This is a genomic window from Cohnella candidum, assembly GCF_003713065.1.
Lineage (GTDB): Bacteria > Bacillota > Bacilli > Paenibacillales > Paenibacillaceae > Cohnella > Cohnella candidum.
Window position 1 is genome coordinate 1,534,709 of sequence record NZ_CP033433.1, and the last position, 24,095, is coordinate 1,558,803.

Genomic DNA, 24,095 nt, shown 5'->3' on the forward strand with positions numbered 1-24,095 from the left:
CTTTTCATTCACTTGTTTCCCGGTGCAGGCATATCGACCCCGCGCACGCGGTGACTGTGCCCGTCATCCGTCGTCGTGTGGAAGTCGTAGTAATGCACGTGCATGCCGTTCCCGACCGGGATGGCCGGACTGGAATAAGCTTTGTAGGCGTGCTTATGCCCGTGCTCAAACACCACGTAACCTTCCGTGTAGTGGATGTGACTGCCGTCCTCGGTCGGAATCGGGGGAGAAGTAACATCGAGACATTGATGCACGTGTCCGTCCGCAACGGAAGTGTAATCTACGGACCCGTGGTTATGATTCGGAACGAATCCGGAAACGAAATCATCCTTCGAAATTTTCAATGGGAGCACCTGCCCTTGGGTTTTTACCCCAATATATTCCTCTGTAAGATGTCCGCGTTAACGCCTAATTTCTCGATAAAAACTGGATTATCGCAATCTTCACAGCATCTTGACAAAAACCAGCGAAAATCTCGGTATCGATTCCTTATACTCATTCGAGGGAGGGAACGAAATGCGGAGCAGATTCGAATGGTTTTTAACCGCAGGAGGATTGCTGTGGATCGCATTGTGGACGGCGCATACGATCGCGCACGGACCGCTGAACCCTGCCCCGGAAACAGGGCGGTTCCTTGGCAGATCCTCCATGTACTATGCGACATGGTCGATGTTCCTGTCTCCCGTGCCCTTATCGGTCGGGTGGGCAGGGCTGCATCGATATGCCCAAGGCAGATGGAAAGGTACTAGAACGGCAGGTAGCCTTGTTGGCTTTGCAGGACTTCTTGTCACCTTCATTGCCGGTTGCTGCGGGATGTTCGCTATCGTCCGGGATGGAGCGGCCAACGCCGATTTCGGATCCGTTTGGACCATCAACGCTGTTGGGCAATTATTATTGTTAGCGGGCACGCTTGTGTTCGGCATCGGACTCGCAAGGGTGTCGAATTTCAACCGGATCTTGAAATTTATCCCGTTAACGGTTGCGTTGTCGATTCCTGTGATCAGCTATTTGCGGCAGCCGGGCTCCCCGCTGCTGGAGATGGGACCTGCCATCGGGTACGTCCTTCTAGAGAGCCTGGGCGCCTTGTTTGGGATTTGCTGGATCGTGCTCGGGATCGCGGTTTGGCGTTTTAGGGAATAATTCTGGCGGTCGCCGAAACGTCACCTCATCGCAAGGTGGCGATTTTTTTATGGCTTTTGTGTAAAGTTTTATTGACATGCTGTATTGTTTTAATTACATTATGTACAGAATAACATACTTACCTAAGTCCCCAAGGAGCTGAAAATGATATTGATTACCCAAGAGTCCGCAAAATCCGGTTCGGCGAAATGGCTCGTCGCCGCATTGCTGTTGCTCAGCATCGTACCATTGGCCGCCGGTGCCGTTCGCCTGGTCCAACTGGCCGGCGGCGCCGAAATTACGCCGGCTAACGCACGTTTTTTTGCTTCGCCCGCGCCGGTCGTGCTGCATATCGTGAGCGCCAGTGTGTTCGCGATTTTGGGTCCTTTCCAATTCGCCCCCCGTTTCCGGCGGCGAAGGCCGGCACGGCATCGCGTCATGGGGAGACTGCTGGTTCCATGCGGTCTTCTGGTCGGGCTTTCAGGGCTGTGGATGACGGTGTTTTACCCCCGCCCTGAGGGTACAGGCGAACTTCTCTATGTGCTGAGGCTCCTGTTCGGTACGGCTATGTTGGTGTCCATGTTTCTCGGTTTTACGACGATCCGGCGGGGAGATGTCATTCGGCACCGCGCATGGATGATGCGAGGTTACGCGATCGGGATGGGCGCGGGGACGCAGGTGTTCACCCAGTTGGCCGGGACGTTGATCTTCGGACAACCGAACGAGCTCAGCGGAGCGCTGTTCATGGGAGCCGGCTGGGTGATCAATCTTACCGTGGCAGAATGGGCGATACGCAAGAGGAGGACGAGAGGATGAAAGCAATCGTATACGAGAGGTACGGACCGCCGGAGGTCCTGCGGCTGCAGGACGTCGCCAAACCCGTCCCCAAAGACGATGAAATCCTGATTCGGGTACATGCGGCAACCGCTGCTGCGGGGGATTGGCGAATGCGCAAGGCGGATCCTTTTCTCGCGCGTCTATTCAACGGTTTGTGGAGACCGAAACGCGTTCGGATTCTCGGGTTTGAATTGGCAGGCATCGTCGAGGCTACGGGCAGCCGAGTGACTCGATTCAAACCTGGAGACGCCGTCTATGCCGCCTGTGGAAACGGCTTCGGCGCCTACGCCGAATACAAATGCCTGCCGGAGACCGGTGCCGTTGCTCTTATGCCGGTGAACACGACGTTCGAGGAAGCGGCTGCCGTTCCGGTCGGGGCATGTACGGCCCTGTATTTTCTGCGGAAAGGCCAGATCCAACCAGGCAAACGCGTACTCGTTTATGGGGCTTCAGGCAGCGTCGGGACGTATGCCGTGCAGCTTGCCAAGCATTTCGGCGCGGAAGTGACCGGCGTATGCAGCACCTCAAACGTGGAACTGGTCCAATCGCTGGGTGCCGACCAAGTCATCGATTATACGAAAGAGCAGCTCTCGGAAGACGGTCCGGCCTACGATATCATTTTCGATACGGTGGGGAAGAGCCCGCTTGAGATTTGCGCAAAGCGGCTTACGCAGAGCGGCATCTACCTCAGCGCATTCCATGTGAGTCTATCAGCGATGATGCGAGGGTTACGGATTCGCTCCCGAACGGGCAAGAAGGTCATCGGCGGATCGATGAAAGAAAACGCGGAGGACTTATCCTATTTAAAAAATCTGATCGAGGAAGGCGCGCTGCGCGCAGTCATCGACCGCAGATATCCGTTGGAGCAAGCCGCAGAGGCCCACCGCTACGTGGAGCAGGGCCACAAGAAAGGGAACGTCGTCCTCACCGTACGGAGTTAATAATCGTCGTGATCTTCATCATCGCGGGATGCATCATCGTTCGGCCGAAACCGGGATCAACGAAGCCCGCCGGCGGCGGTTCAACCAGACCAACGTCATTGCGATAACCGTGAGAATAATCCCAAGGACCCTGAAACCCGCAAAGTTGAATTTGCCGCCCATGACGATGCCGATCAACAACGAAGACAGTATCGTGCCTATATATCTTGATGTATTGAACAGTCCCGAGGCCACGCCGATGATTTCTTTCGGCGAACTGTTGAACATAGCCGCTTGCATGGCGACATTGTTTAACCCGTTGCTCACTCCGAATGCAGCCAGGGCCACACAAACGCTGAACACAGGTGAAGAGGGATGCAAGAACACGATCCAAACGGAACCGAATGTCATCAATATCGCGGACGTGAACTGCGCCGGCCGGGGCCCCGATTTCTCTATCCATCGTCCCGCGAACGGAGAAGCGGCAAGCGAACACAAGCCTAAACTGAGCATGAGAATCCCCGTATCGAATTCGTTGACATGACGGACCGTTTGCAAATAGGATGGAAGCCCGAAAAAGAGCGAGTAATAGAGGACGTTTACGAGCATGAATTCGACATTGACCCGAGTCATTGCCGGATACCGGGCGAAGGTGCGCAGAGGGATGAAGGGCGACGCTGATTTTAACTCATGCCTTACGAAAGCAACAAGGAGAACGGCGCCGGTCAGGAAGGCGATGACATGCAGCGGCGTCACATTTCCGGAGGATTTCGCGGCCAGTATTCCGATGAGGAGGGCTACCAGGCCCGTCGTGAAAAGCAGGATGCCTGTCATATCCATCCGTGTCATCCATTGGCGAGGCGTCATGCGGCTTGCCATGGTCGTGACCGGTTCGTCCTTGGGAATCGTCAACCAAGCGAGCAGGAAACTGGCCGCCACAAAAGGGAGGTTGACGATAAAGATCGCACGCCAATCCCACCCGTGGATCAAAATGCCGCCCATAAAGGGTCCGAATGCGGCTGCTCCCGATAGGAAGATGGACAAGACCGACAGCGCAGTCGATTGCTTCTCCGTGATGTGAATTCTTACGATGGCCATCCCTACAGCTACCATCATGCTCGTTCCGATGGATTGCAAGATTCTGAACAATACAAGCCATCCAAAGCTCGGTGACAGCGGAGCGACACATGAAGCTAACAACGCTGTCGTGAGTCCGAGGAGAAAGATCTTTCGGCGGCCGAATAAATCGCTCGCTTTGCCCATGACCGGCTGCGCGACGGCACTCGCAATATAGAAAGAAATGATGATCCAAGATACCGCCGTAAAGTCCAAATGAAAGGCATGCTGCAACTCCGGAATGGCCACGGAAACCATGGAAGAATTCAATGGGTTCAACAGAATTCCCAATCCTACCGAAATCATCAACCACCAACTGCGTCTTCCCATTTTTGATTCCTCCCAGAAGTTCTTGAAGTCATCATAATGGAATCCGTTTATTTACTCCAACGCATTTCATGTTATGATTTCATTGACTTGAAGGAATGAACGGGTGGGGAGAGGCGCTATGGAACTTCTTCAATTGCAATATTTTCTCGAGGTCGCCAGATTAGAGCATGTGACGGAAGCGGCGAAAAGCCTGCACGTGACCCAATCGTCGCTGAGCAAAACGATTCAACGGTTGGAGGAGGATTTAGGGGTCCCTCTGTTCGATCGAGTAGGAAGGAAACTGCGGTTAAATGAGTTCGGAGGGCAATTTCTTCGCCGCGCGGAAAGAGCTCTATTCGAATTGGAGCAGGGGCGGCAGGAGCTGCGCGACTTGTCGGGTCCTGAGCACGGCACGCTTAAGCTGGCTGTGGGTACGGCAGGAGCGTTGCCCCAAATCCTTCGGGAGTTCCGCCAAAAAAGACCTCAAATCCAATTTCAAGTGCAAATGCTGAACATCCAGGAAATGCTGGCGCTTCTTCATCGGGGAGAGGTCGATTTCTGTTTGTCTTCTCCTCCGATCCGAGAGGAGGACATCGAATGCCGGATCGTGTTCGTAGATCCGATTCTCGTAGCCGTCCCCATGGGACATCGATTGGCGAACAGAAACCGCGTGTCCTTCACGGAGCTCAAAGATGAATGGTTTGTCGGGGTCAAGAAAGGTCACGGTACGCGTGATTTGGTGGATTCCGTATGCCGGTCGTCCGGATTCGAACCTCAATACGTGTTCGAAGGAAATGAGCCTGCCAGGTTAAGCGCCTTGGTTGAAGCCGGAATCGGCCTCTCTTTCATTCCAAGCACTTCCGTGAATCCACGGGAAAATGTCCGGTATCTCGAAGTCGAGGAACGCGAGTTGATACGGGAAATCGCTCTGCTATGGCACAAGAGCCGCTACCTTTCACGGGCTGCGCAGGAATTCCGAGAAGTGGTCATCGACTATTTCGCGTCCCTGCCGAAGGTAAACCGCTGATTGTGTCAATAAATGTCAGAGGAAGCATCTTAGGTCCCGTTTTTTTCGTGTGACAGTCAACTGGAAATTGGTGACAGCGGTAACTGGTCATGTTACTTTCCCAAACGGTACATTGGCACTGTCGAGAAGAAACGGACAGAGAAGAACATAGGTTCATCCTGTTGTTTTTTCTCGCAATATACCGTAAAGGGGACCTAATGATGTCCAGCAAACAAGAACCGATGATCAAGCTTCAACCCGGCGGCACGGCTCCGATTATCAGCTACAACGTGCCCGAACCCACCACTTACAGCGGAAGGAACTTTATCGACCTGCAGTTTCCGGACAGCTACTTTAAGCCCAGCACAAGCGCGAACTCGCTGAGGTCTATGGCGGCGGAAGGGGAGCGCGCCGCTGCCGTAACGCAGCCATCCGCTGCTCAGGAAATGAGCGGAGCCGAAATCTTGAAATCGGTGGCCGCGATTTATCCGGAAGAACGGATCAGCCCGCGCCTGGCCAAGCTTACCGAAGAAGAAGTGCTCCGCATGGAGGCGGCAGGCAAGAAGCTGAACTTGTATAAATCGATGACCGGAGCGTTGACGTACAACTTTATCGACGCTTCTTCCATCGGCGACGAAACTGCGCTCTCCGCCGACACGCACTCCGCGACCAATGCGGGATTGGCGAGGCTAGCCGTCGCGCAACCGGATGGGGATACGCCTCCGATCGCAAATCTCATGATGGATGACGGCGATGGCGGTGGCGGTGATCCACTCCCCGAGCCTATTGTCGTATCCGTTGCCATCACGTCTCCGGCCGCGAACGCGACGATCAACGGTCCGTACACCGGTGCGGTGTTCAACGTTACCGGCTATGCCTCCAACAGCGGAGACGGTTCGATCTCCCAAGTGCAAGTGAAAGTCGGTGCCGGCACGTACCAAAACGCTCAATTAAACGACGATGGAAGCTGGGTGCTCCCCAACGTCACCGTGAACGTGGACGGAACGCTTTCGATTTCAGCGAAGGCCTACCACTCGTTCGGAACCAAAACCGCCACCCGTACGATCAGCGTCACCGTAGCTCTCGCAGCGGCTCCCGACATTACGCTGCCCACGGTTGCGATCACTTCGCCGACGCCGGGAAAATACTTCAAAACGGATGGCGCATCCATGATCAGCGTTACCGTGGAAGGGACGGCCTCGGACAATCGATCGGTCTCCAAAGTGGAGATTTCGCTCGATAACGGAGCATTCGTGACGGCCGACAGCACGAACGGCTGGGCGAATTGGAAGAAGACGCTTTCCGTCGCGCCCGGCAATCATACCTTGTCCGTTAAGTGCACCGACGGAGCCGGCAACGCCGGGACGGCCAGCCAAACCTTCTCCGTCGACGCGGCTCCGCCGAGCTTGAATATTTCCACGCCGCTGCAGAACGCGCAGATCGCCGGCACGAATTCGAACGGCGCGGTCATCGAAGTGACGGGAACGGCTTCGGACGCAAGCGGCATCAAACAGGTAGAAGTGTCGCTCGATCTGAATCCCATGTTCGTCCGCGCGACGCCGAAAGCGACGGGGGACTGGTCGACGTGGAAGGCGTCGATTCCGACGAAGGAACCCGGCATTCATATCATCACGGTTCGTTGCACTGACCTCGCGGATAATGTCATCGAGAAGTCGGTTTCGGTGAACGTCACGATTTTGCCGGAAGTGAGCTCCAGGCTCAAACGCATCATTTTGGTCGAGTCGTACCGGTTGTCTTCCTTCCTCGGCAATTACGGCGCCGGACGTACGCTGAAGACGTTCACGCTGCTACCCGGCGAGAAGACGAAAATCAGCATCCGCTCTTATACGCAGAAGGAAGAGACCTTCAAAGAAGCCTCGACGATCGTCGATTCGGTGACCGACGAAATCGCCGACGAATTCGAGAAATCGATGGGCAACGAGCAGACGGATAAGAAAAATTACGACGAGAGCTTCAAGTACAGCGTGAACGCGGAAGCCAGCGCAAGCTGGGGTTGGGGCAGCGCGTCGGTCAGCGCAGGCGTGAGCGGCGGAACGAATGCGGCACGCGAGCAATTCGCCCGCAACATTGCGAACAGTACGCACAAGCACATCGCCAAGGCGTCTTCTCGCCGTTCCATGGAGGTCAACACGAGTTACGAAGTGAAGACGACGTCGGGAGAAGAAACGTCGATCGTCCGCGAAATCGAGAACATCAACGTCGGCCGCTCGCTCAACTTCGTTTTCCGCCAAATGAACCAAGAATTCATTACGCTGCTTCATCTCGTCGATTTGCGCATCGGATTTTTCAAAGTCGATATCGTGAATGGAGCGGAGAAGTACACGTACAAGGAAGTCACGCTGCCGCAGCTGGACGCGCTGCTCGCGGAGATTGTCATTCCCGAGAAGCGTAACGAGGTTCGCAATTCGATCATCAATCAGCTGATGAATATTTTCGATTACCAAGACCGCCATCACCGGTTCGTGGAGGACAAGCCGTTCAAGGACGTGAATGGCAATGACATTCCGCTGTCCAACTATTTGAGGGTCAAAAAGGATTATGTCTCCACCTATAACGACGACGCCAGCGGGACGCATATCTCCGTGCCGGGCATCATCTTGGCGGCGAACCGCCACGTACTACGGACCGAAGGCGTCATGGTGGAGGCGCTCTTGGGGCAAGGAGAGGCGCTGGATCCGTACTCGCGCGGCTTGCAAACCGAAACGGTCCGCGAGAAGTCGCTCCGGAACGAACTGCTCGAACGGGAAATCAAGATGAAGCAAATGGCGCTCGATATCCTCGAATCGCGCGACGAATTTGCCGCCAAGCTCTTCGGCCTCATCAACACGCCGCCGGCCGCCGAGGAGGAAGAAACCGAAAGCACCGCCTCTTCGGATAGCAGCCGGGTTTTGAACGGAGTAAGATCCTAAGCGCCGGGTCGGGGAGCGAATGCCATGAACAATGCCCTGAAAAACAGCGGCCGTTTATCGAATACGGAGGCCCTATCCAGCAGCAAATCTCTCATCAGTGACGATTTGCAGCGAATTAATGAAAAGGCACGCGTATCGACAGCCGATATCGAAAGTGCCGTCGCGCTCATCGAGCAGTCGTTTGCCATCCAACAGGAACGGATTCAAATCGTCGCGGATGCGGCGGTCCTTGCCGTCGAACAAGTACAAGACAAACGGCTGGAGATGTCGGAAAAAGGAAAGAGCGTCACAATCGAAGACGTCATTTTCGACATGCTGACGTTGTACTTATGGGAGGTGGGGTTGATCGGCCATGTGCTGCAGCCCCTCGTCAAGGAAGTAACGCAGGCGATCTGCACCCGTTCCCTAAGATACAGCGCCGTTTACAATCAACTATCCAAGTCCGATTACGGTGCTCAATTCATCGGTTATGCCCGCCAGGAGGAAAACGGCAAACAACTGCTGAAGGAAATTATTGCGGCTCACGTCGGGAACGCGAAGCAATTTAAAAGCGAAGAATTCGCGATCTTCAGCCAGGAAGCGCGGCAACTGATCGCAAACGCGCCCGATCTCGTCTGGAAGAAAGCGACCGGCGAAGTGGCCAAGTGGAAGGATCTGAAGAAAAAGGTGAAGGAAACGAAGTTGGAGATGACCGATACGCCGGGCGTTTCGATGCTGAAGGCCGCCCAATCATACGTCAGCTCCCACCGCTTCGCGTTGAAACTGCAGCAGGCGAAAATCGTTTCGTTGATCCGTTCCCAGCCGACTATGACCGTCAAAGAGCTGAAAGATCTGACTTCCTTCTTCGCGATCGAAGAGTTGCCGGAAACGACGTTCATTCGTGACCAGTACCAATGGACGTTCGAAATGATCATTTGGGCAAGGCTCTACGGATTCACCAAGGATCCGGCCACCTCGCCCAAGATCCCGACCGATTCGAACGATGGATTCACAGGAATACGCAAAGAATTGACGGATTACTGGTTAGCCCGCTTTCACGAGGTGTTAGTTTCCTACATGAGGGGATATATGCAATACTATGATCAGTTTACCTATGTAGGTAAAGTTACGACACTTCGAAACTACTTCAATCTCATCATGAAACAGATGGAGGAGAAGTCGAAGGTAGCGGGGACGATCGAAGCCGCATTCCAAGTGACGAAAAGCGACAACTGACTCATCCGCTCTCGCAAAGGCAAACAAACCCGGCTGGTTGATCAGCCGGGTTTGTTGTTCTGGACAGCAGCACATCCTCCGCAAATTCGCCAACCACTTTTTCGATCCTTTGAACGGAAATAGGCCCGTTGCCGGGACCTTGAGCGTATCTTATCACATTCAATCAGCGGGAGCCAAAAGCCTCCAAATTAGGGTTCAGCCCTTCCCCCTTACATGCCATGTAAGGTATAATGGGCAGTATTATCGCTTATTTATCATCTGGAGGTTGATAGAGTATGGGTATTCGAGTGGGGATCGTCGGATATGGAAATTTGGGTCGCGGCGTTCGTAAAGCCATCCAACAAAACGAGGATTTAGAGCTGGTCGCCGTGTTTACGAGACGGGATCCGGCCCTGATGGAGCCTGAAGAAGGCATCCGGTTCGTACATATCGACTTGGCTCCGGACTACCGGGACAAAATCGACGTCATGCTCATGTGCGGGGGCTCGGCGACGGATTTGCCGGAGCAAACGCCATGGATGGCCGAATGGTTCAACACCGTGGACAGTTTCGATACGCATGCTAAAATTCCGGAATTTTACGAAACGGTAGACGCCGTGGCGCGCAAATCCAATCATGTGAGCGTAATCTCAACGGGGTGGGACCCCGGCCTTTTCTCGATGAATCGGCTTCTGGCCGAATCGATTTTGCCGCAGGGACATGCGTATACCTTCTGGGGCAAAGGCGTGAGCCAAGGCCACTCCGATGCCATTCGCCGGGTTCCGGGAGTGAAAGCCGGCGTTCAATACACCATTCCCGTGGAAGGAGTGGTTCAACGCATTCGGGCCGGGGAAACTCCCGAACTGGAAACCCGGGATAAGCATCTCCGTCATTGCTACGTTGTAGCTGAGCAAGGAGCAGACCGGGCGGCCATCGAGAAGGCTATCGTGTCCATGCCCAATTATTTTGCGGACTATGACACGAAGGTGACGTTCGTAACGGAAGAAGAGCTGCAAAAGGAGCATGGCGGCTTGCCGCACGGAGGATTCGTTATCCGAAGCGGCATCACGGGTAATGGAACGAAGCAGATCATCGAGTTCGGCTTGCAATTGGAAAGCAACCCCGAGTTTACGGCCAGCGTCCTGGTTGCATACGCCAGAGCGGCTTACCGTCTGCATCGGGAAGGGCAATCGGGCGCCAAGACCGTCTTTGATATTCCGCTGGGCCATCTGAGTCCGAAGAGCTCCGAAGAGCTAAGAAAACATCTACTGTAAAAAGCGATCATCCGCAAAAAACCTTACCTCCAGGTAAGGTTTTTTTGCTTTGATAAAGTTCATGAATCGATACGGAAGAAAAAACTTTATTGCCAGCCCGCTAAAATTTGTAATAAACTAAGCACTAATAAACAAGAAGTGCAAAGAATCATTCAAAAAATGCAAAGGTGGTTCACGATGATTATTCAAACGTACAGGGAAGAAGCGACTCAGTATGTTCGAAACGTATATGAGACGGTAATGGCACGCAACCCCGGCGAAGTTGAGTTTCATCAAGCCGTGAAAGAAATATTGGATTCGCTGGTGCCGGTTTTGGAGTCCAATCCCCAGTACATAGAACATCGCATTTTGGAACGAATCGTGGAGCCCGAACGGCTGATCGTTTTCCGTGTACCTTGGGTGGATGACAACCATAACGTTCAGGTGAATCGCGGATTCCGCGTTCAGTACAATAGCGCATTGGGGCCTTACAAAGGGGGAATCCGGTTTCATCCCTCGGTGAATGCCAGCATTATCAAATTTCTCGGGTTCGAGCAAATTTTCAAAAACGCGTTGACCGGACAGCCGATCGGAGGGGGCAAAGGCGGATCCGACTTCGACCCCAAAGGAAAGTCCGATCAGGAAATCATGCGCTTCGTTCAAAGCTTCATGACGGAACTGTACAAATATATCGGACCGGATACCGACGTTCCCGCCGGCGATATTGGCGTGGGCGGCAGGGAAATCGGCTATATGTTCGGACAATATAAACGAATACGCGGCGGACATGAGGCCGGCGTGTTAACGGGGAAAGGAATCAGGTACGGCGGCAGCCTTGCCCGCACGGAAGCGACGGGGTACGGATGCGTCTATTTCGTAAATGAAATGCTGCAATCCAGAGGACTCAGTTTCAAGGATCGTACCGTCGTCGTTTCGGGATCCGGCAACGTATCCATTTACGCGATGTTCAAAGCGAAGGAACTCGGCGCCAAAGTCATCGCATGCAGCGATTCGGACGGATATATCTATAATCAGAACGGTCTGGACATCCAGATCGTCCAACGGCTGAAAGAAGTAGAGCGTAAACGGATAAAGGACTATGTGCAAGAACATCCGGGAACCGTATACGTAGAGGGTTGCAGAGGGATATGGTCGCTCCAATGCGATATCGCCTTGCCCTGCGCGACTCAAAACGAGATTGACCGGGAAGCGGCGGAATGGTTGGTTTCGAACGGAGTGAAAGCCATAGGGGAAGGGGCGAATATGCCTTCCACGTTGGACGCGATTGAAGTCTTCCTCGCCAATGAAGTGTTATTCGGGCCTGCCAAAGCGGCCAATGCCGGAGGCGTCGCCGTTTCCGCGCTCGAAATGTCGCAAAACAGCATGCGCTTGTCTTGGACATTCGAAGAGGTAGACCGCAAATTGCAGAACATCATGAAAAACATATTCGCCGAAAGCGTCAGCGCGGCAGCCAAGTATGGACATCAAGGGAACTTGGTGTTAGGAGCGAACGCAGCCGGCTTTAAGAGAGTGGCGGATGCCATGATCGCTCAAGGCGTGGTGTAAACAACGCGCATGACGAATAAGCCGGGCAGCTTTCTTATGAGCTGTCCGGCTTTCGACATGTTAGGGCATTAATTAATGAGGATTCCATTAACTGGTGAGAGAATACCGAAACTTAGACGATATCCTTTTTCGTAAATGCGGAGCAGCCCCACCCAAGAAGCAGCGCCAAGTAGGCAAACGAATAGACCACAAACGCCGCGCTTGGCGTGTTGACGGGGGAGAATGGCCCCAGCTCGTTCGCGGCTCCGCCGATCATCGGAAGGTTGGCGCCTCCGGCCAGCTCATAAGTCATACGGTGAAAGATCCCGTTTGCCGGCATCAGCAGGGAAGTCAGGAACGCAACGGTATCGATCGCCGGGTGCGGCTTCGCGCTGCCGAGGTGGGACACGTTTTCCACGAAACCGCTGAACAAGCTCACTCCATACAATACCGCGCAAGCGACTCCGTTGCCGAGCATCGGCAAATAGACCGATCCGAGAAGGGAAACGGGGAGGAGGAGAAGCGGCATCCAGACGAACAGCAAAAACGACTTGAACGCGGCTTCGGGCACCAGAGGAACATGCAGAATATAGTGGGCGGGCAGCAGGATGCACCAGAAAAGAACGGCGCTGTACAGCACCATCCATACCGCGTAGCCGGCGTATTTCCCGAGGTACACTTTCCAGCGGGAAATCGGACGCGCGAGCACGGCGAACAGGAGTCCGTTTTCAATTTCGCCGGTCACGGCTCCCATGGTCGCGAAGAACACGAGAAACGCCATGATCATTTGCGAGAACAGCAGTCCCAAGGACAGGAGAATGACGCTATCCCCGGCGCGCTGCAGGGCGCCTTGACCGGACGGTTCCATATGCTCCGCGATATTCCACAATCCGAAGCTGTAGAGCAGCACGAAAAGCAACGTTAGAACGCAAGAAACCAACACGATTTTTTTACGGAATATTTCTTTTCCCGCGAAGGAGAGCCACATCATTGACCGGATTCACCTCGACTTTCCGTCATCGCCAAAAACCATTTCTCGAGATTACCTTGCACGGGTCGCACTTCATAAAGGGTCGTTCCGGCTTCCATCAGAATGCGGTTCAGCCAGCCGATCTGTTCCCGGTCTGCAGCCGTGATCATTAACGCCGTTAATCCTTCCGGCCTGTTTTCCGTGCGGATCTTCATGTCGGAAGGCAGCAAGGGAGAAATCGACTCGAGCAGATCGGGCATCCAGCCTCCCACCTCGATTTCCCACACGTTGCCGATTTGAAGCAATCGGTCAATCGGTCCGACCGCCCGCAGTTGACCCAAATGCAGGAAAGCGACCTCATCGCATATCGCTTCGACATCCTCCAGCAGGTGCGTGTTCAAAAAGACCGTTTTACCCCGTTCGCGCAGTTTCTCGAGCAAGCTTCGGACTTCGTATCGGCCGATCGGATCGAGGGCGGAGGAAGGTTCGTCCAAAATGATCAGCTCAGGGTCCATCAGAAGTGCGGCTGCAATGCCAAGACGTTGCTGCATGCCCTTGGAATATTGGCGCACGCGCTCGTCACCCCGGCCAGTCAAGCCGACCAACTCGAGCACTTCCAGATAGCGGTCACGCATCCGGCCTGACTTCGTCTCCGACAAGGACATGCCGCTAAGTCCGGCATGATAGGCGAGAACCTCCTTCGCGGTCAGCCAGTCTTGGAAGCGGAACAGTTCGGGTAAATAACCGATCTTGCGCCGGGATTCCGCCTGTCCGATCGGAATGCCGAAGAGAAGCCCGCTGCCCGATGTGGGGCGCAGCAGGCCGGTAACCATTTTGACGAACGTGCTTTTGCCTGCGCCGTTCGGACCGAGCAGCCCGAAAATCTGACCTCGTTTAACTTCCAGCGTGATATTTTCGCAGCCTTTGCCGTTCTTGTAGGTTTTGGTCAGTCCATTCGTTTGCAGGATCATGACCGAATCAGCCTTTCCGCCTCGGCAACGATGTCCCGTTCCGTCGGATAGTCGCTCAAAGAGCCGCTCAATTTGTAGAACCAACCGTCTTGCTGCCACACGAGGGTGCGGCGATCGTTCGATTGCGCGAGGGCGGCGTTGTTTCCGGCGACGGAAATCGTTTGAACGCGTGCACTGTCCGTTCCGGAGATTGACGGGATCGGCAACGTATGGCGCCAATCGTCGATCGCAGCCAGTTGATCGCGAAGATCTTCGGGCAACACCGGCAAGGAGAGAATCGCTTGCCTGATGGCGTCGAGGTCAATGCCGGACGCTACCTCCAGCGTCGGTGCCGGCATTTGGGTCAACGATGTGCCTCCGGACGGGACTGTCATCGTATAAATGCCTGGAATGGTGAGCTTGATGGGCTCGCCGTCGACCGCCTGCGGAATCGAAGCTTGGCCGCCAAGGAAGGCGATCAGGGCGTTGATCGGCTTCGCATGAAGCTTAAAGATCAGCGTCTGTTGAGGATCATATTGAATATGCTCCAAGTCTGCTCCCGGAAGGGATTTCAGCGTACGACCGGCGGTGGCGGCGACGTCTTTCGCACTCACGGCCGTGGACATACCGCCGCCTTGCTGCTCGATTTCCCCGTATTGCTTCAAATCCAGTTTCCTTGTCCCGGGCAGGCTCTGTTGAATCGCTTGCTGGAGATGCTGGAGGTCGGCGCTGCTGATCGAGACGGCTTGCATTTGCTGAACGCGGAACGTGTTCATCACGGATGCCATGACGTTATGGCCCCATGGACTGAACAGCAAGAAGGAGGCCGCGGTTGCGGCTGCCGCGAACGGCATTCCTTTTCTCAGCAACAGAGTGCGTATCTGAATCAGATGAAGCTTCCGTTTACGGACAGGAAGAGGGGAGTGCGGCCGAGACTCCGACTCCTGCGCCTGTGCGGCAGTCGTTACGTCGCCCGATAAGGAAGCCGCGCTTCGAAGGGAGGATGTCCACCCTGCGGACGGCAATTCTTCGCGGATTCTCTCGTACAGCCTTTTCCAAGCGTGATCTATGTCTTCATCGGAAAGGGAAAACTCAGCGTTCAATGATTTTCTGCTCATGAATCGAATGCCCCCTCGGCAGTCATGGTTTGTTTCAAACGATGCGCGGCTCGGCTAATCATCGTGCTGACGATGTTCGGATTGACGTGCAGCAGTTCGGCGATTTCCTGCCCGCTGTAGCCTTGTTCGCGCAGAAGGAGAACCTGTCGGTCACGATCGGACAATTGATCCAGCGCTTTCCGGACCGCTTCTTTCTCCCAGTTCAGAATGACCGCCTCTTCATTCGGCGGATAGGCTCGTTCTTGCGTCATCAGCTGGTTTTTCTGTTTGTCGGCCAAGGCTTCCAATCGTTTGTTTTTCCGGTAGTAGTCCCAAACGATACGCGTGAGAACCCGCTGAAGCCAAGGGCCGACTTTGTCGATGTCATCGGGCGGCGTGCGGTATAATCTCAAAAACACTTCCTGCGCAAGGTCTTCTGAAGCCGCACGGTCGCGAACCAGAAGATCAATCTTGCGGAGCACCTCCGGATAATGCCTCCGGAAGATGTCTTGAAAGCGATCGATGGCGGAGTGGTTCATCTCTGTACCTCCTTCAATAGGTAAGACGAAGGATTTCGAAAAATACATCATCCAAGCGGACATAAAACAATAATAATACATTGCAAAGCATTTAAAAATTATTGTTTTACGATAAATGGTGTGATAAGTTCAATATGGACCATTACGGAATGAGGTGCGAAGGATGGATCGAGTATCCACGCTTTTTCTTAAGGTAACGATTTTGCTGATCGGCTTGGCCGTTCTTGCTTTGTGCATTTTCGGGGTTCCTTGGTTTGCGAGAGAATCGACGGACCGCTTTCCGGCCTATTCGCTGTATTCCGTTCTCGCCGCCATATATGCTGCTGCGATCCCGTTTTTCATTGCGTTGTACCAGGCTTTCAAACTCCTGACCTATATTGACAAGAACGAAGCTTTTTCCGACTTGTCCGTCAGCGCACTAAAATATATCAAGTACTGTGCCGTCGTGATCAGCCTCTTGTACGTCGCTGTCATGCCATTCCTGTACATCATGGCAGACACGGACGACGCCCCGGGAATGATCGTGATCGGAATGGTCGTTATTTTCGCTTCCGCGGTCATTGCCGTCTTCGCAGCCGTGCTTCAAAAGCTTCTGAAAAACGCCATCGACATCAAGTCGGAAAATGATTTAACGGTCTGAGGTGAAACCCATGGCGATCATCATCAATGTTGACGTGATGTTGGCGAAGAGGAAAATGAGCGTAACGGAGCTGTCGGAGAAGGTCGGAATCACGATGGCCAATCTGTCCATTTTGAAAAACGGAAAGGCCAAAGCGATTCGGTTATCGACTTTGGAGGCGATTTGCAAGGCATTGGACTGTCAGCCCGGAGACATTTTGGAATACAAAAGTTAATTCGTGACATATTAACCCCTGAACTGCCTTAGGCGGCGGTAAATGTAATGGGGGGAACTATAGTTGCGTTATTTGGCTTGGTTCGTTGTGCTTTCGGTCATCTTGTTGACGGTTCAGCAGACGGAAACGCAGGCGCAGGATCGTTCGTATCATTTCGGGTTCAAGAAGAGCAGGAACGGAGCGCTTCCCTCTATCGACGAAGAAGGCTTCAAACCGATTCTTCAGCGCAACGGAGCGATTTTCACCGGGGATACCCGCAAGAAAGAACTGTTCCTCACGTTCGACAACGGTTATGAGAACGGCTTTACCCCGTCCATCTTGGATGTGCTGAAAGCCAAGCAGGTGCCTGCGGCTTTCTTCGTCACCGGACATTACGTGAAGGACCGCCCGGATTTGGTCAAACGTATGGCCCAAGAAGGACATATCGTGGGCAACCACTCCTGGAGCCATCCCGATATGACGCAGGTATCGGACGAACGCATCAAAACGGAGCTTGACCGGGTAAGGGAGAGCGTCGCCCAGCTGACCGGCCGGCAGGAAATGCGGTTTCTGAGGCCGCCGCGCGGCATTTTCAACGAACGAACGTTACGAACCAGCCGAACATTCGGTTATACGAACGTGTTTTGGTCCATCGCGTACAAGGATTGGGACGTCAATCAGCAGAGAGGACCCGATTACGCGTATCGCATGGTCATCGCCCAGCTTCATCCCGGAGCGGTCATTCTGCTGCACAGCGTTTCGAAAGACAATGCCTCGGCACTCGGTCGTATCATTGACGAGGCACGCAGGCAGGGTTACGCATTTCAATCCTTGGATCGACTTGTTCAATCGACTGCGGCTCCTGCGAATTTGACGGTAACGCTGAAAGGTGCCGCGATCGCAACCGTCGACAGAAACGCCTATGTATGGCCCGTCTTTCCGCTCGTGCGTCTGGAGAAGATGCGCGAGCTTCTTGATGAGTTGGAACGGAAATCGTACACGGCACCGCAGAATGCGGTGATCGGCAGTCATGGGCAAATCGTTGCCGAGCGGAACGGATATCAGCTGGACCGCCGCGCCATGGCGGACCGGCTGTACGATTATCTGTACGGGAATAGCGGTTTATCCCACGTTGAAGTTCCCTTGAAGACGATCTATGCGAAAGTAGACGGTGAATTGCTGAGCCAGCTTCGGGATAAACAGATCGGTTATTATACGACTTACTACAATGCCGGAAACAGGGGCCGTTCGCATAATATTTCACTCGCGGCGAGGGTGATCGACAGCAAGGTGGTTTTTCCCGGGGAGTCGTTCTCATTCAATCGGACCGTTGGGATGCGGACGACAAAGGCGGGTTACAGAAGGGCGCCGATTATCGTCCAGGGAGAGCTGTCGGAAGGGATCGGAGGCGGCATATGCCAGGTGTCGTCCACCTTATTCAACGCCGTGGATCGCGCCGGGCTTACGATTCTGGAGCGGTATTCGCACAGCCGCCGAGTTCCTTATGTACCCTCAGGCCGGGACGCGACGGTGAGCTGGGGAGGACCGGACTTCGTGTTTCGGAATCCGTACGCCCAACCAGTCCTGATTCGAGCAAGTGCGGGAGGGGGACGCGTCTACGTGGCTATATTTTCGTCGGAAAGCATCCATTATTCCCCGAGAGTCGTGCCCGGCATGTTGAAGGGGCTGCCGCCGGAGGTCGCGGATCCGAATCAAAGGTAAGCATGCATGTGGAGTCGCCGAAAGATAAACCCTATAGAGGATACCGTGCGATTCTCAGGCAAAGGAGGTCCTGAAGGTGCCCAAAGGGATGAAGAACAACGAAGGAAACAAATACAAGGCCAACCGGAACTACGCGAAACAAGTGCTCAACAACCACGAAGTCCATCCGGCGCAGAACAATCCCCGCGAAAGCGACGATTCCCCGCGTCATACTTAATGGCATTAAAAAAGGCCCGCCGAAAAAACGGCGGGTCTTCTTTATGTGTTGCCAGGACACCGAATGGCGGCATATAATCAAAGTGTCACTAAAAGGTGTCCAATCGGGAAATTCAACGGAATTCCATAGGAGAGGGTGTTGTGAACGATAACAACCCGTTGCGGGACGTGTTTAACGCGATCGCAGATCCGACAAGGCGCCGACTGATTCGGATGCTGTCCGAGGCGGAAGAGATCCCGCTTCATGAGTTAACGGAACAGTTTCCCATGGGCCGCACGGCGGTATCCAAGCATTTGACCATCTTGAAAGAGGCCGGACTCGTGCTTGACCGCAAAGTCGGCAGAGAAACGCGTTTTCGGCTGAACGCCGCTCCGCTGCGCGAAATTCAAGATTGGGTGGGTTTCTACAGCAAGTTCTGGAGCTCGAATTTGCTGCGTTTGAACCGACTATTGGAGGAGGAAGAAGAATGAGTCTGACATTGAACTTGGATTTTCAATATAAGACCACGATGGAGAAGCTTTGGTCGGCTTTAACCGATTCGAACAAGCTGGCCAAGTGGACGATGGAAAATGATTTTAAGCCGATCGTCGGCCACCGTTTTCAGTTCCGTACTCAGCCGACCGAATATTGGAACGGTATTGTGGAAGGCGAAGTGCTGACCGTGGAAGCGCCAAACCGGTTGTCCTATTCTTGGGCCAGCGGAGGAGAAACGCATACGGTCACCTGGACGCTGGAGGACTTAGGGGACGGCAAGGTTAACCTTCATCTGGAACAATCCGGAATCTCCAATCCTCAAGCACTGGGCGGAGCCAAGTATGGCTGGACCAACTGGTGCGGCGAGCTTGAAAAATTGTTGGTGCAGTAATGAGCGAATCGAATCAGGAGTATATCGTCGTCACGGGTGCGCGGGAAAACAATCTGAAAAACGTTTCCTTGCGCATCCCCAAGCGCAAGATCACGATCTTCACCGGCGTCTCCGGATCCGGCAAATCGTCGATCGTCTTCGATACGATCGCATCCGAATCCCAGCGGCTTCTGAATGAAAATTTCAGCACGTTCGTCCGCAACTTTCTGCCTCGTTTTCCACAGCCGGATGCAGACGCGATCGAAAATCTCAGCATGTCCGTCATCGTGGATCAGAAGCGGCTGGGCGGCGGCTCTCATTCCACCATGGGCACGATTACCGACATCTATTCCATTCTTCGGCTGCTCTTCTCCCGGGTTGGCCAACCCTATGTCGGGCCGGCTAACATCTTCTCGTTTAACGATCCGCAAGGCATGTGCCCCGAGTGCAACGGGCTTGGCCGCCGGCTGGGCGTCGACATGAGCAAGGCGCTGGACATGTCGAAGTCGTTGAATGAAGGGGCGATCCTGCTTCCGGACTATGGCGTGAGCGGCTGGGAAATGAATATGATCCTGCAGTCGGGGAACTTCGATCCCGACAAGAAGCTGAGCGATTATTCGGAAGATGAGCTGGATCAACTTCTGTATGCCAAAGCGAGAAAAGTAGAGATGAACTTCGCCGGCAAAGCCATGAACATCACCGTGGAAGGCGTCATCGAGAAATTCACCAACAAGTACATCAAGCAGGATTTGAAAACGAAGTCCGAGCGCACGCAAAGATCGGTAACTCCGTTCATAACCGAGGGCCCCTGTTCCAGCTGCCGCGGCTCCAGGCTCAGTCAGGCAGCGCTCAGCTGTAAGATCAACGGACGCAACATCGCGGAATTGTCCTCCATGGAGGTAGGTCAGCTTGTCCGCGTCATTCGGGAGATCGAGGATCCCGTCGCCGCTCCCGTCGTCAAGTCGTTGACGGAACGGCTGCAATATCTGGCGGACATCGGGCTCGACTATTTAACGCTGGATCGTGAGACCGATACCTTGTCCGGCGGCGAGTCGCAGCGCGTCAAAATGGTGAAGCACCTCAGCGGCAGTCTAGTCGACGTGACCTACATTTTCGATGAACCCAGCGTCGGCTTGCATCCCCGGGATGTACACCGCTTAAACGGATTGTTGCAAAAGTTGCGCGACAAGGGAAATACCGTGATCGTCGTGGAGCATGATCCCGATGTCATCAAGGTGGCGGATCATGTCGTCGACGTCGGACCCCATGCCGGCAGCCACGGCGGTACCATCGTGTATGAAGGCAGTTACCCGGGTTTATTGGAGTCGGGTACGCTGACAGGCACCCATATGAAACGGCCCCTGCCGTTGAAACGAGACAACAGAAAGCCTTCCGGCAAGCTGTCCATCAAGGATGCCGCTCTTCACAACCTTCGGAACGTAAGCGTAAATATCCCGACCGGGGTGCTGACCGTCGTTACCGGTGTCGCCGGCTCCGGCAAAAGTACCCTGATCAACGAAGTATTTCTAAGCCGGCATCCCGAAGCGATCGTCATCGACCAATCGGCGGTCGGCGTGTCGACACGCTCGAATCCCGCGACCTACACGGGCATCATGGATGATGTGCGCAAAGCGTTTGCTTCCGCGAACAAGGTGAGCCCGGGCTTGTTTAGCTTCAACTCCAAAGGGGCTTGCGAGAACTGCCAAGGGCTTGGCGTCGTTTATGCGGACCTTGCCTATCTTGACGAAGTGAAGCTGCCTTGCGAAGTCTGCGGAGGCAGACGGTTCAAGGAAGAGGTGCTCGCGTACAAGCTGAAGGACAAGTCCATCGCGGATGTGCTGGAAATGACCGTGGAGCAGGCTTTGACCTTTTTTGAGCTGAAAGAGGTCGTGCGCAAACTCCAGGCGATGAGCGATGTGGGGCTGAATTACATTACACTCGGCCAGCCGCTCAGCACGCTCTCTGGAGGGGAATGCCAGCGGATCAAGCTGGCAAGCGAACTGCATAAGAAGGGCAGCATCTACGTGATGGATGAGCCGACGACCGGCCTGCATATGTCGGATATCGGTCACCTTATGGAGATCATGAACCGCCTCGTGGACGCCGGCAATACCGTCATCGTGATCGAGCACAACCTCGACGTCATCGCACAAGCGGATTGGATCATCGATATGGGACCGGACGGAGGCAGCAGGGGCGGACAAGTGGTGTTCGAGGGCACGCCGGCACAGGTCATCCAAGAGGATAAGTCGATCACGGGAAGATACCTAGGAGAACATATACAGGGCTGAACTTACGCAAAAAGCTTGAGCAATCAAGCTTTTTTTGTTTTTTTATCCGTTCGACAGCATTCATGAGACTTTGTCATGAACAAATATTTAAGATTTAGATTGATTTCCTCGGTAAATCGCTATATAACTATGATTAGAATTATTATTATCTAGAACTCATTATAATCTAATTTGGAGGGGTATATTTGGACGCTACAGCGAACACGGGAAAGTGCCCGTTTCACCACGGGAGCGCTACGACGCATACAACAAGCGGAACAACGAATAAAGACTGGTGGCCGAACCAGCTGAATTTGAACATCCTTCATCAACATGATAGGAAATCGAACCCGCTGGGAGACGATTTCGATTATGCGGAGGAATTCGGCAAGCTAGACTATCAGGCTCTGAAGCAGGATCTCCGCGAGCTGATGACCGACAGTCAAGATTGGTGGCCGGCCGACTACGGTCATTATGGCCCTTTCTTTATTCGGATGGCGTGGCACTCTGCCGGCACTTACCGTACGGGCGACGGCCGCGGCGGCGCCGGTTCCGGCACGCAGCGGTTCGCTCCATTGAACAGCTGGCCGGACAACGGCAACCTGGATAAAGCCCGTCGTTTGCTGTGGCCCATTAAGCAAAAGTACGGCAACAAGATCTCTTGGGCCGATTTGATGATTTTGACGGGGAACGTCGCGATCGAGTCCATGGGCGGTAAAACCTTCGGATTCGGCGGCGGACGCGCGGACGTCTGGCATCCGGAAGAAGATATCTACTGGGGTGCTGAGAAGGAGTGGCTGGGGGATAAGCGTTACACGGGCGAACGCGATCTGGATAATCCGCTTGCAGCCGTTCAAATGGGCCTGATTTACGTCAACCCGGAAGGCCCGAACGGCAAGCCGGATCCGCTGGCAAGCGCCCGCGACATCCGCGAGACTTTTAAACGGATGGGCATGAACGATGAAGAAACCGTCGCGCTCGTGGCCGGCGGCCATACGTTCGGCAAAGCACACGGTGCAGGAGATCCTGTCCACGTCGGCGCTGAGCCGGAAGGCGCATCCATCGAAGCGCAAGGCTTGGGCTGGTTAAGCACGCACGGTTCCGGCAAAGGCCGCGACACCATTACCAGCGGCATTGAAGGGGCTTGGACCGCGAATCCGACGCAGTGGGATAACGGATTTTTCGACGCGTTATTCGGATATGAATGGGAACTGACGAAAAGCCCGGCAGGCGCACATCAATGGGCTCCCATAAATCCTGCTGACGAGCATCTTGCACCGGACGCGGAAGATTCGTCCATCCGGGTGAAAACGATAATGACCACCGCGGATATGGCCTTGCGCGTAGACCCGGAATACGAGAAGATTTCCCGCCGTTTCCATGCGAATCCGGAAGAGTTCGCCGATGCCTTCGCTCGAGCCTGGTTCAAATTGACGCACCGGGACATGGGTCCCCGCGCCAGATATCTGGGCCCGGAAGTTCCGCGAGAATTGCTGATCTGGCAAGATCCTATCCCGGCCGGCAACGGCGATTTCACGGATGCGGAAATCGAAAATATCAAAACCCTGATCTTGGACTCCGGATTGACGGTCAGCGAGCTGGTCACGACGGCTTGGGCTTCGGCCAGTACCTTCCGCGGCTCGGATAAGCGCGGCGGCGCCAACGGTGCCCGCATCCGGCTGGCTCCGCAGAAGGATTGGGAAGTGAACCAGCCTGCTCAGCTGAACAAAGTGCTGAGAATCCTGGAAGCCATTCAGGACGACCTGGACCATAAGATCAGCCTGGCCGATTTGATCGTACTCGGCGGCAGCGCGGCGGTGGAAAAAGCCGCACGGGATGCCGGCTTCGACATCAAGGTTCCTTTTGCACCCGGCCGCGGCGATGCCACGCAAGAGCAAACCGATGCAGAAAGCTTCGCGGTGCTCGAGCCGGTCGCGGATGGTTTCCGCAACTATCAGAAGAAGCAGTACAGCGTAAGCGCGGCAGAGCTTCTGGTCGACAAGGCGCAGCTGCTTAACCTGACCGCGCCGGAAATGACCGTCCTGATCGGCGGACTGCGCGTTCTGGGTACGAACTTCGGCGGCACCAAGCATGGCGTTTTCACCGACCGCGTCGGCACCCTCACCAACGATTTCTTCGTGAACTTGCTGGACATGGGAGTCCAGTGGAAGCCGGTGGACGCCGTCGTCTATGAAGGACGCGACCGCAAGACGGGGGAGGTCGTGCGAACGGCGACCGTCGCGGATCTCGTATTCGGCTCGAACTCCGTCCTGCGCGCGATTGCCGAAGTTTACGCGCAAGACGACAACCAAGAGAAGTTCGTGCGCGACTTTATCGCGGCTTGGGTCAAGGTCATGAATGCAGACCGCTTTGATCTTAAAGCAAAAGCGTAATCGCATAGATTGGATAAAACAAAGAACGGCA

General features: G+C 54.4%; 22 protein-coding genes and 1 pseudogene. 17 read left to right on the forward strand and 6 right to left on the reverse strand.

Going from position 1 to position 24,095, the window contains the following annotated elements:
• Positions 1 to 8: 8 nt before the first annotated feature.
• Positions 9 to 344, reverse strand: coding sequence for a YmaF family protein (locus EAV92_RS07145; protein ID WP_123040427.1), 336 nt, complete (start codon positions 342 to 344; stop codon positions 9 to 11).
• A 172-nt stretch (positions 345 to 516) separates the two neighbouring features.
• On the opposite strand from EAV92_RS07145, the gene EAV92_RS07150 reads away from it, so the two are divergent.
• The 3 genes from EAV92_RS07150 (at position 517) to EAV92_RS07160 (ending at position 2,897) form a co-directional block, all read left to right on the forward strand.
• The gene (locus EAV92_RS07150) at positions 517 to 1,140 is read left to right on the forward strand and encodes a hypothetical protein (protein ID WP_123040428.1); all 624 of its coding nucleotides are present in this window, start codon (positions 517 to 519) and stop codon (positions 1,138 to 1,140) included.
• Positions 1,141 to 1,284: 144 nt separating this feature from the next.
• On the forward strand, positions 1,285 to 1,935 hold the full coding sequence (locus tag EAV92_RS07155) for a DUF2306 domain-containing protein (protein WP_123040429.1): 651 nt from the start codon (positions 1,285 to 1,287) through the stop codon (positions 1,933 to 1,935).
• A complete protein-coding gene (locus tag EAV92_RS07160) occupies positions 1,932 to 2,897 on the forward strand; it encodes an NAD(P)-dependent alcohol dehydrogenase (RefSeq protein WP_123040430.1) in 966 nt (321 codons plus the stop codon). The genes EAV92_RS07155 and EAV92_RS07160 overlap by 4 nt, the downstream gene beginning before the upstream one ends.
• Positions 2,898 to 2,930: 33 nt before the next feature.
• On the opposite strand, the gene EAV92_RS07165 is transcribed toward EAV92_RS07160, so the two are convergent.
• Entirely contained in the window at positions 2,931 to 4,322 is a 1,392-nt protein-coding gene (locus EAV92_RS07165) for an MFS transporter (RefSeq protein ID WP_123040431.1), read from the reverse strand.
• A 118-nt stretch (positions 4,323 to 4,440) separates the two neighbouring features.
• On the opposite strand from EAV92_RS07165, the gene EAV92_RS07170 reads away from it, so the two are divergent.
• From EAV92_RS07170 to gdhA, 5 genes are all read left to right on the forward strand, one after another.
• Positions 4,441 to 5,328 carry a LysR family transcriptional regulator gene (locus EAV92_RS07170; protein WP_123040432.1) on the forward strand — a complete coding sequence of 296 codons (888 nt, stop codon included), beginning with the start codon at positions 4,441 to 4,443 and terminating at the stop codon, positions 5,326 to 5,328.
• Between the two features lie 200 nt (positions 5,329 to 5,528).
• Complete coding sequence (locus EAV92_RS07175; RefSeq protein ID WP_123040433.1) at positions 5,529 to 8,237, forward strand: Ig-like domain-containing protein; 2,709 nt, start codon at positions 5,529 to 5,531, stop codon at positions 8,235 to 8,237.
• 24 nt (positions 8,238 to 8,261) lie between these two features.
• On the forward strand, positions 8,262 to 9,452 hold the full coding sequence (locus EAV92_RS07180) for a hypothetical protein (protein ID WP_123040434.1): 1,191 nt from the start codon (positions 8,262 to 8,264) through the stop codon (positions 9,450 to 9,452).
• A gap of 275 nt (positions 9,453 to 9,727) precedes the next feature.
• On the forward strand, positions 9,728 to 10,705 hold the full coding sequence (locus tag EAV92_RS07185; protein WP_123040435.1) for a diaminopimelate dehydrogenase: 978 nt from the start codon (positions 9,728 to 9,730) through the stop codon (positions 10,703 to 10,705).
• Between the two features lie 177 nt (positions 10,706 to 10,882).
• Positions 10,883 to 12,250: an NADP-specific glutamate dehydrogenase gene (gene gdhA / locus EAV92_RS07190; RefSeq protein WP_241158466.1), complete on the forward strand. Its 1,368-nt coding sequence runs from the start codon at positions 10,883 to 10,885 to the stop codon at positions 12,248 to 12,250.
• A gap of 112 nt (positions 12,251 to 12,362) precedes the next feature.
• Here the strand turns inward: gdhA and EAV92_RS07195 are convergent, their stop codons facing one another.
• The 4 genes from EAV92_RS07195 to EAV92_RS07210 are packed head-to-tail and all read right to left on the reverse strand — an operon-like array spanning position 12,363 to position 15,785.
• Positions 12,363 to 13,220, reverse strand: a complete 858-nt coding sequence (locus EAV92_RS07195; protein ID WP_123040437.1) for an ABC transporter permease — start codon at positions 13,218 to 13,220, stop codon at positions 12,363 to 12,365.
• On the reverse strand, positions 13,217 to 14,170 hold the full coding sequence (locus EAV92_RS07200; RefSeq protein WP_123040438.1) for an ABC transporter ATP-binding protein: 954 nt from the start codon (positions 14,168 to 14,170) through the stop codon (positions 13,217 to 13,219). The genes EAV92_RS07195 and EAV92_RS07200 overlap by 4 nt, the downstream gene beginning before the upstream one ends.
• A complete protein-coding gene (locus tag EAV92_RS07205) occupies positions 14,167 to 15,267 on the reverse strand; it encodes a hypothetical protein (RefSeq protein WP_123040439.1) in 1,101 nt (366 codons plus the stop codon). The genes EAV92_RS07200 and EAV92_RS07205 overlap by 4 nt, the downstream gene beginning before the upstream one ends.
• Positions 15,264 to 15,785, reverse strand: coding sequence for a sigma-70 family RNA polymerase sigma factor (locus tag EAV92_RS07210; RefSeq protein ID WP_123040440.1), 522 nt, complete (start codon positions 15,783 to 15,785; stop codon positions 15,264 to 15,266). Before EAV92_RS07210 ends, EAV92_RS07205 begins: the two co-directional genes overlap by 4 nt.
• Before the next feature lie 163 nt (positions 15,786 to 15,948).
• Between EAV92_RS07210 and EAV92_RS07215 the strand changes: the two genes are divergently transcribed.
• From EAV92_RS07215 to katG, 9 genes and pseudogenes are all read left to right on the forward strand, one after another.
• Complete coding sequence (locus EAV92_RS07215; protein ID WP_123040441.1) at positions 15,949 to 16,425, forward strand: DUF2975 domain-containing protein; 477 nt, start codon at positions 15,949 to 15,951, stop codon at positions 16,423 to 16,425.
• Between the two features lie 10 nt (positions 16,426 to 16,435).
• The gene (locus EAV92_RS07220) at positions 16,436 to 16,639 is read left to right on the forward strand and encodes a helix-turn-helix domain-containing protein (RefSeq protein ID WP_123040442.1); all 204 of its coding nucleotides are present in this window, start codon (positions 16,436 to 16,438) and stop codon (positions 16,637 to 16,639) included.
• An 87-nt stretch (positions 16,640 to 16,726) separates the two neighbouring features.
• A pseudogene (gene pdaA / locus EAV92_RS24820) lies at positions 16,727 to 17,461 on the forward strand (delta-lactam-biosynthetic de-N-acetylase); the annotation flags it as partial.
• Between the two features lie 237 nt (positions 17,462 to 17,698).
• Complete coding sequence (locus tag EAV92_RS24825; protein WP_241158540.1) at positions 17,699 to 18,340, forward strand: VanW family protein; 642 nt, start codon at positions 17,699 to 17,701, stop codon at positions 18,338 to 18,340.
• Between the two features lie 76 nt (positions 18,341 to 18,416).
• Complete coding sequence (locus EAV92_RS24425; protein ID WP_164472657.1) at positions 18,417 to 18,557, forward strand: hypothetical protein; 141 nt, start codon at positions 18,417 to 18,419, stop codon at positions 18,555 to 18,557.
• Positions 18,558 to 18,697: 140 nt separating this feature from the next.
• Positions 18,698 to 19,027 (forward strand): ArsR/SmtB family transcription factor, encoded by a 330-nt coding sequence (locus tag EAV92_RS07230; RefSeq protein ID WP_123040444.1) that lies wholly within the window; start codon positions 18,698 to 18,700, stop codon positions 19,025 to 19,027.
• Positions 19,024 to 19,422: an SRPBCC family protein gene (locus EAV92_RS07235; RefSeq protein ID WP_123040445.1), complete on the forward strand. Its 399-nt coding sequence runs from the start codon at positions 19,024 to 19,026 to the stop codon at positions 19,420 to 19,422. Before EAV92_RS07230 ends, EAV92_RS07235 begins: the two co-directional genes overlap by 4 nt.
• The gene (locus EAV92_RS07240) at positions 19,422 to 21,692 is read left to right on the forward strand and encodes an ATP-binding cassette domain-containing protein (protein WP_123040446.1); all 2,271 of its coding nucleotides are present in this window, start codon (positions 19,422 to 19,424) and stop codon (positions 21,690 to 21,692) included. Before EAV92_RS07235 ends, EAV92_RS07240 begins: the two co-directional genes overlap by 1 nt.
• A 185-nt stretch (positions 21,693 to 21,877) precedes the next feature.
• Positions 21,878 to 24,064, forward strand: coding sequence for a catalase/peroxidase HPI (katG, locus tag EAV92_RS07245; RefSeq protein WP_123040447.1), 2,187 nt, complete (start codon positions 21,878 to 21,880; stop codon positions 24,062 to 24,064).
• The last annotated feature ends 31 nt before the right edge of the window (positions 24,065 to 24,095 follow it).

Excerpts from the sequence above, each read along its gene's own strand:
- EAV92_RS07220 (WP_123040442.1), top strand. The coding sequence starts at position 16,436 with ATGGCGATCATCATCAATGTTGACGTGATGTTGGCGAAGAGGAAAATG.
- EAV92_RS07150 (WP_123040428.1), top strand. The coding sequence starts at position 517 with ATGCGGAGCAGATTCGAATGGTTTTTAACCGCAGGAGGATTGCTGTGG.
- EAV92_RS07170 (WP_123040432.1), top strand. The coding sequence starts at position 4,441 with ATGGAACTTCTTCAATTGCAATATTTTCTCGAGGTCGCCAGATTAGAG.
- EAV92_RS07165 (WP_123040431.1), bottom strand. The coding sequence starts at position 4,322 with ATGGGAAGACGCAGTTGGTGGTTGATGATTTCGGTAGGATTGGGAATT.
- EAV92_RS07215 (WP_123040441.1), top strand. The coding sequence starts at position 15,949 with ATGGATCGAGTATCCACGCTTTTTCTTAAGGTAACGATTTTGCTGATC.
- EAV92_RS07180 (WP_123040434.1), top strand. The coding sequence starts at position 8,262 with ATGAACAATGCCCTGAAAAACAGCGGCCGTTTATCGAATACGGAGGCC.
- EAV92_RS07195 (WP_123040437.1), bottom strand. The coding sequence starts at position 13,220 with ATGATGTGGCTCTCCTTCGCGGGAAAAGAAATATTCCGTAAAAAAATC.
- EAV92_RS07200 (WP_123040438.1), bottom strand. The coding sequence starts at position 14,170 with ATGATCCTGCAAACGAATGGACTGACCAAAACCTACAAGAACGGCAAA.
- EAV92_RS07235 (WP_123040445.1), top strand. The coding sequence starts at position 19,024 with ATGAGTCTGACATTGAACTTGGATTTTCAATATAAGACCACGATGGAG.
- EAV92_RS07155 (WP_123040429.1), top strand. The coding sequence starts at position 1,285 with ATGATATTGATTACCCAAGAGTCCGCAAAATCCGGTTCGGCGAAATGG.
- gdhA (WP_241158466.1), top strand. The coding sequence starts at position 10,883 with ATGATTATTCAAACGTACAGGGAAGAAGCGACTCAGTATGTTCGAAAC.
- EAV92_RS24825 (WP_241158540.1), top strand. The coding sequence starts at position 17,699 with ATGGCGGACCGGCTGTACGATTATCTGTACGGGAATAGCGGTTTATCC.
- EAV92_RS07210 (WP_123040440.1), bottom strand. The coding sequence starts at position 15,785 with ATGAACCACTCCGCCATCGATCGCTTTCAAGACATCTTCCGGAGGCAT.
- EAV92_RS07205 (WP_123040439.1), bottom strand. The coding sequence starts at position 15,267 with ATGAGCAGAAAATCATTGAACGCTGAGTTTTCCCTTTCCGATGAAGAC.
- EAV92_RS07240 (WP_123040446.1), top strand. The coding sequence starts at position 19,422 with ATGAGCGAATCGAATCAGGAGTATATCGTCGTCACGGGTGCGCGGGAA.
- EAV92_RS07175 (WP_123040433.1), top strand. The coding sequence starts at position 5,529 with ATGTCCAGCAAACAAGAACCGATGATCAAGCTTCAACCCGGCGGCACG.
- EAV92_RS07185 (WP_123040435.1), top strand. The coding sequence starts at position 9,728 with ATGGGTATTCGAGTGGGGATCGTCGGATATGGAAATTTGGGTCGCGGC.
- EAV92_RS07160 (WP_123040430.1), top strand. The coding sequence starts at position 1,932 with ATGAAAGCAATCGTATACGAGAGGTACGGACCGCCGGAGGTCCTGCGG.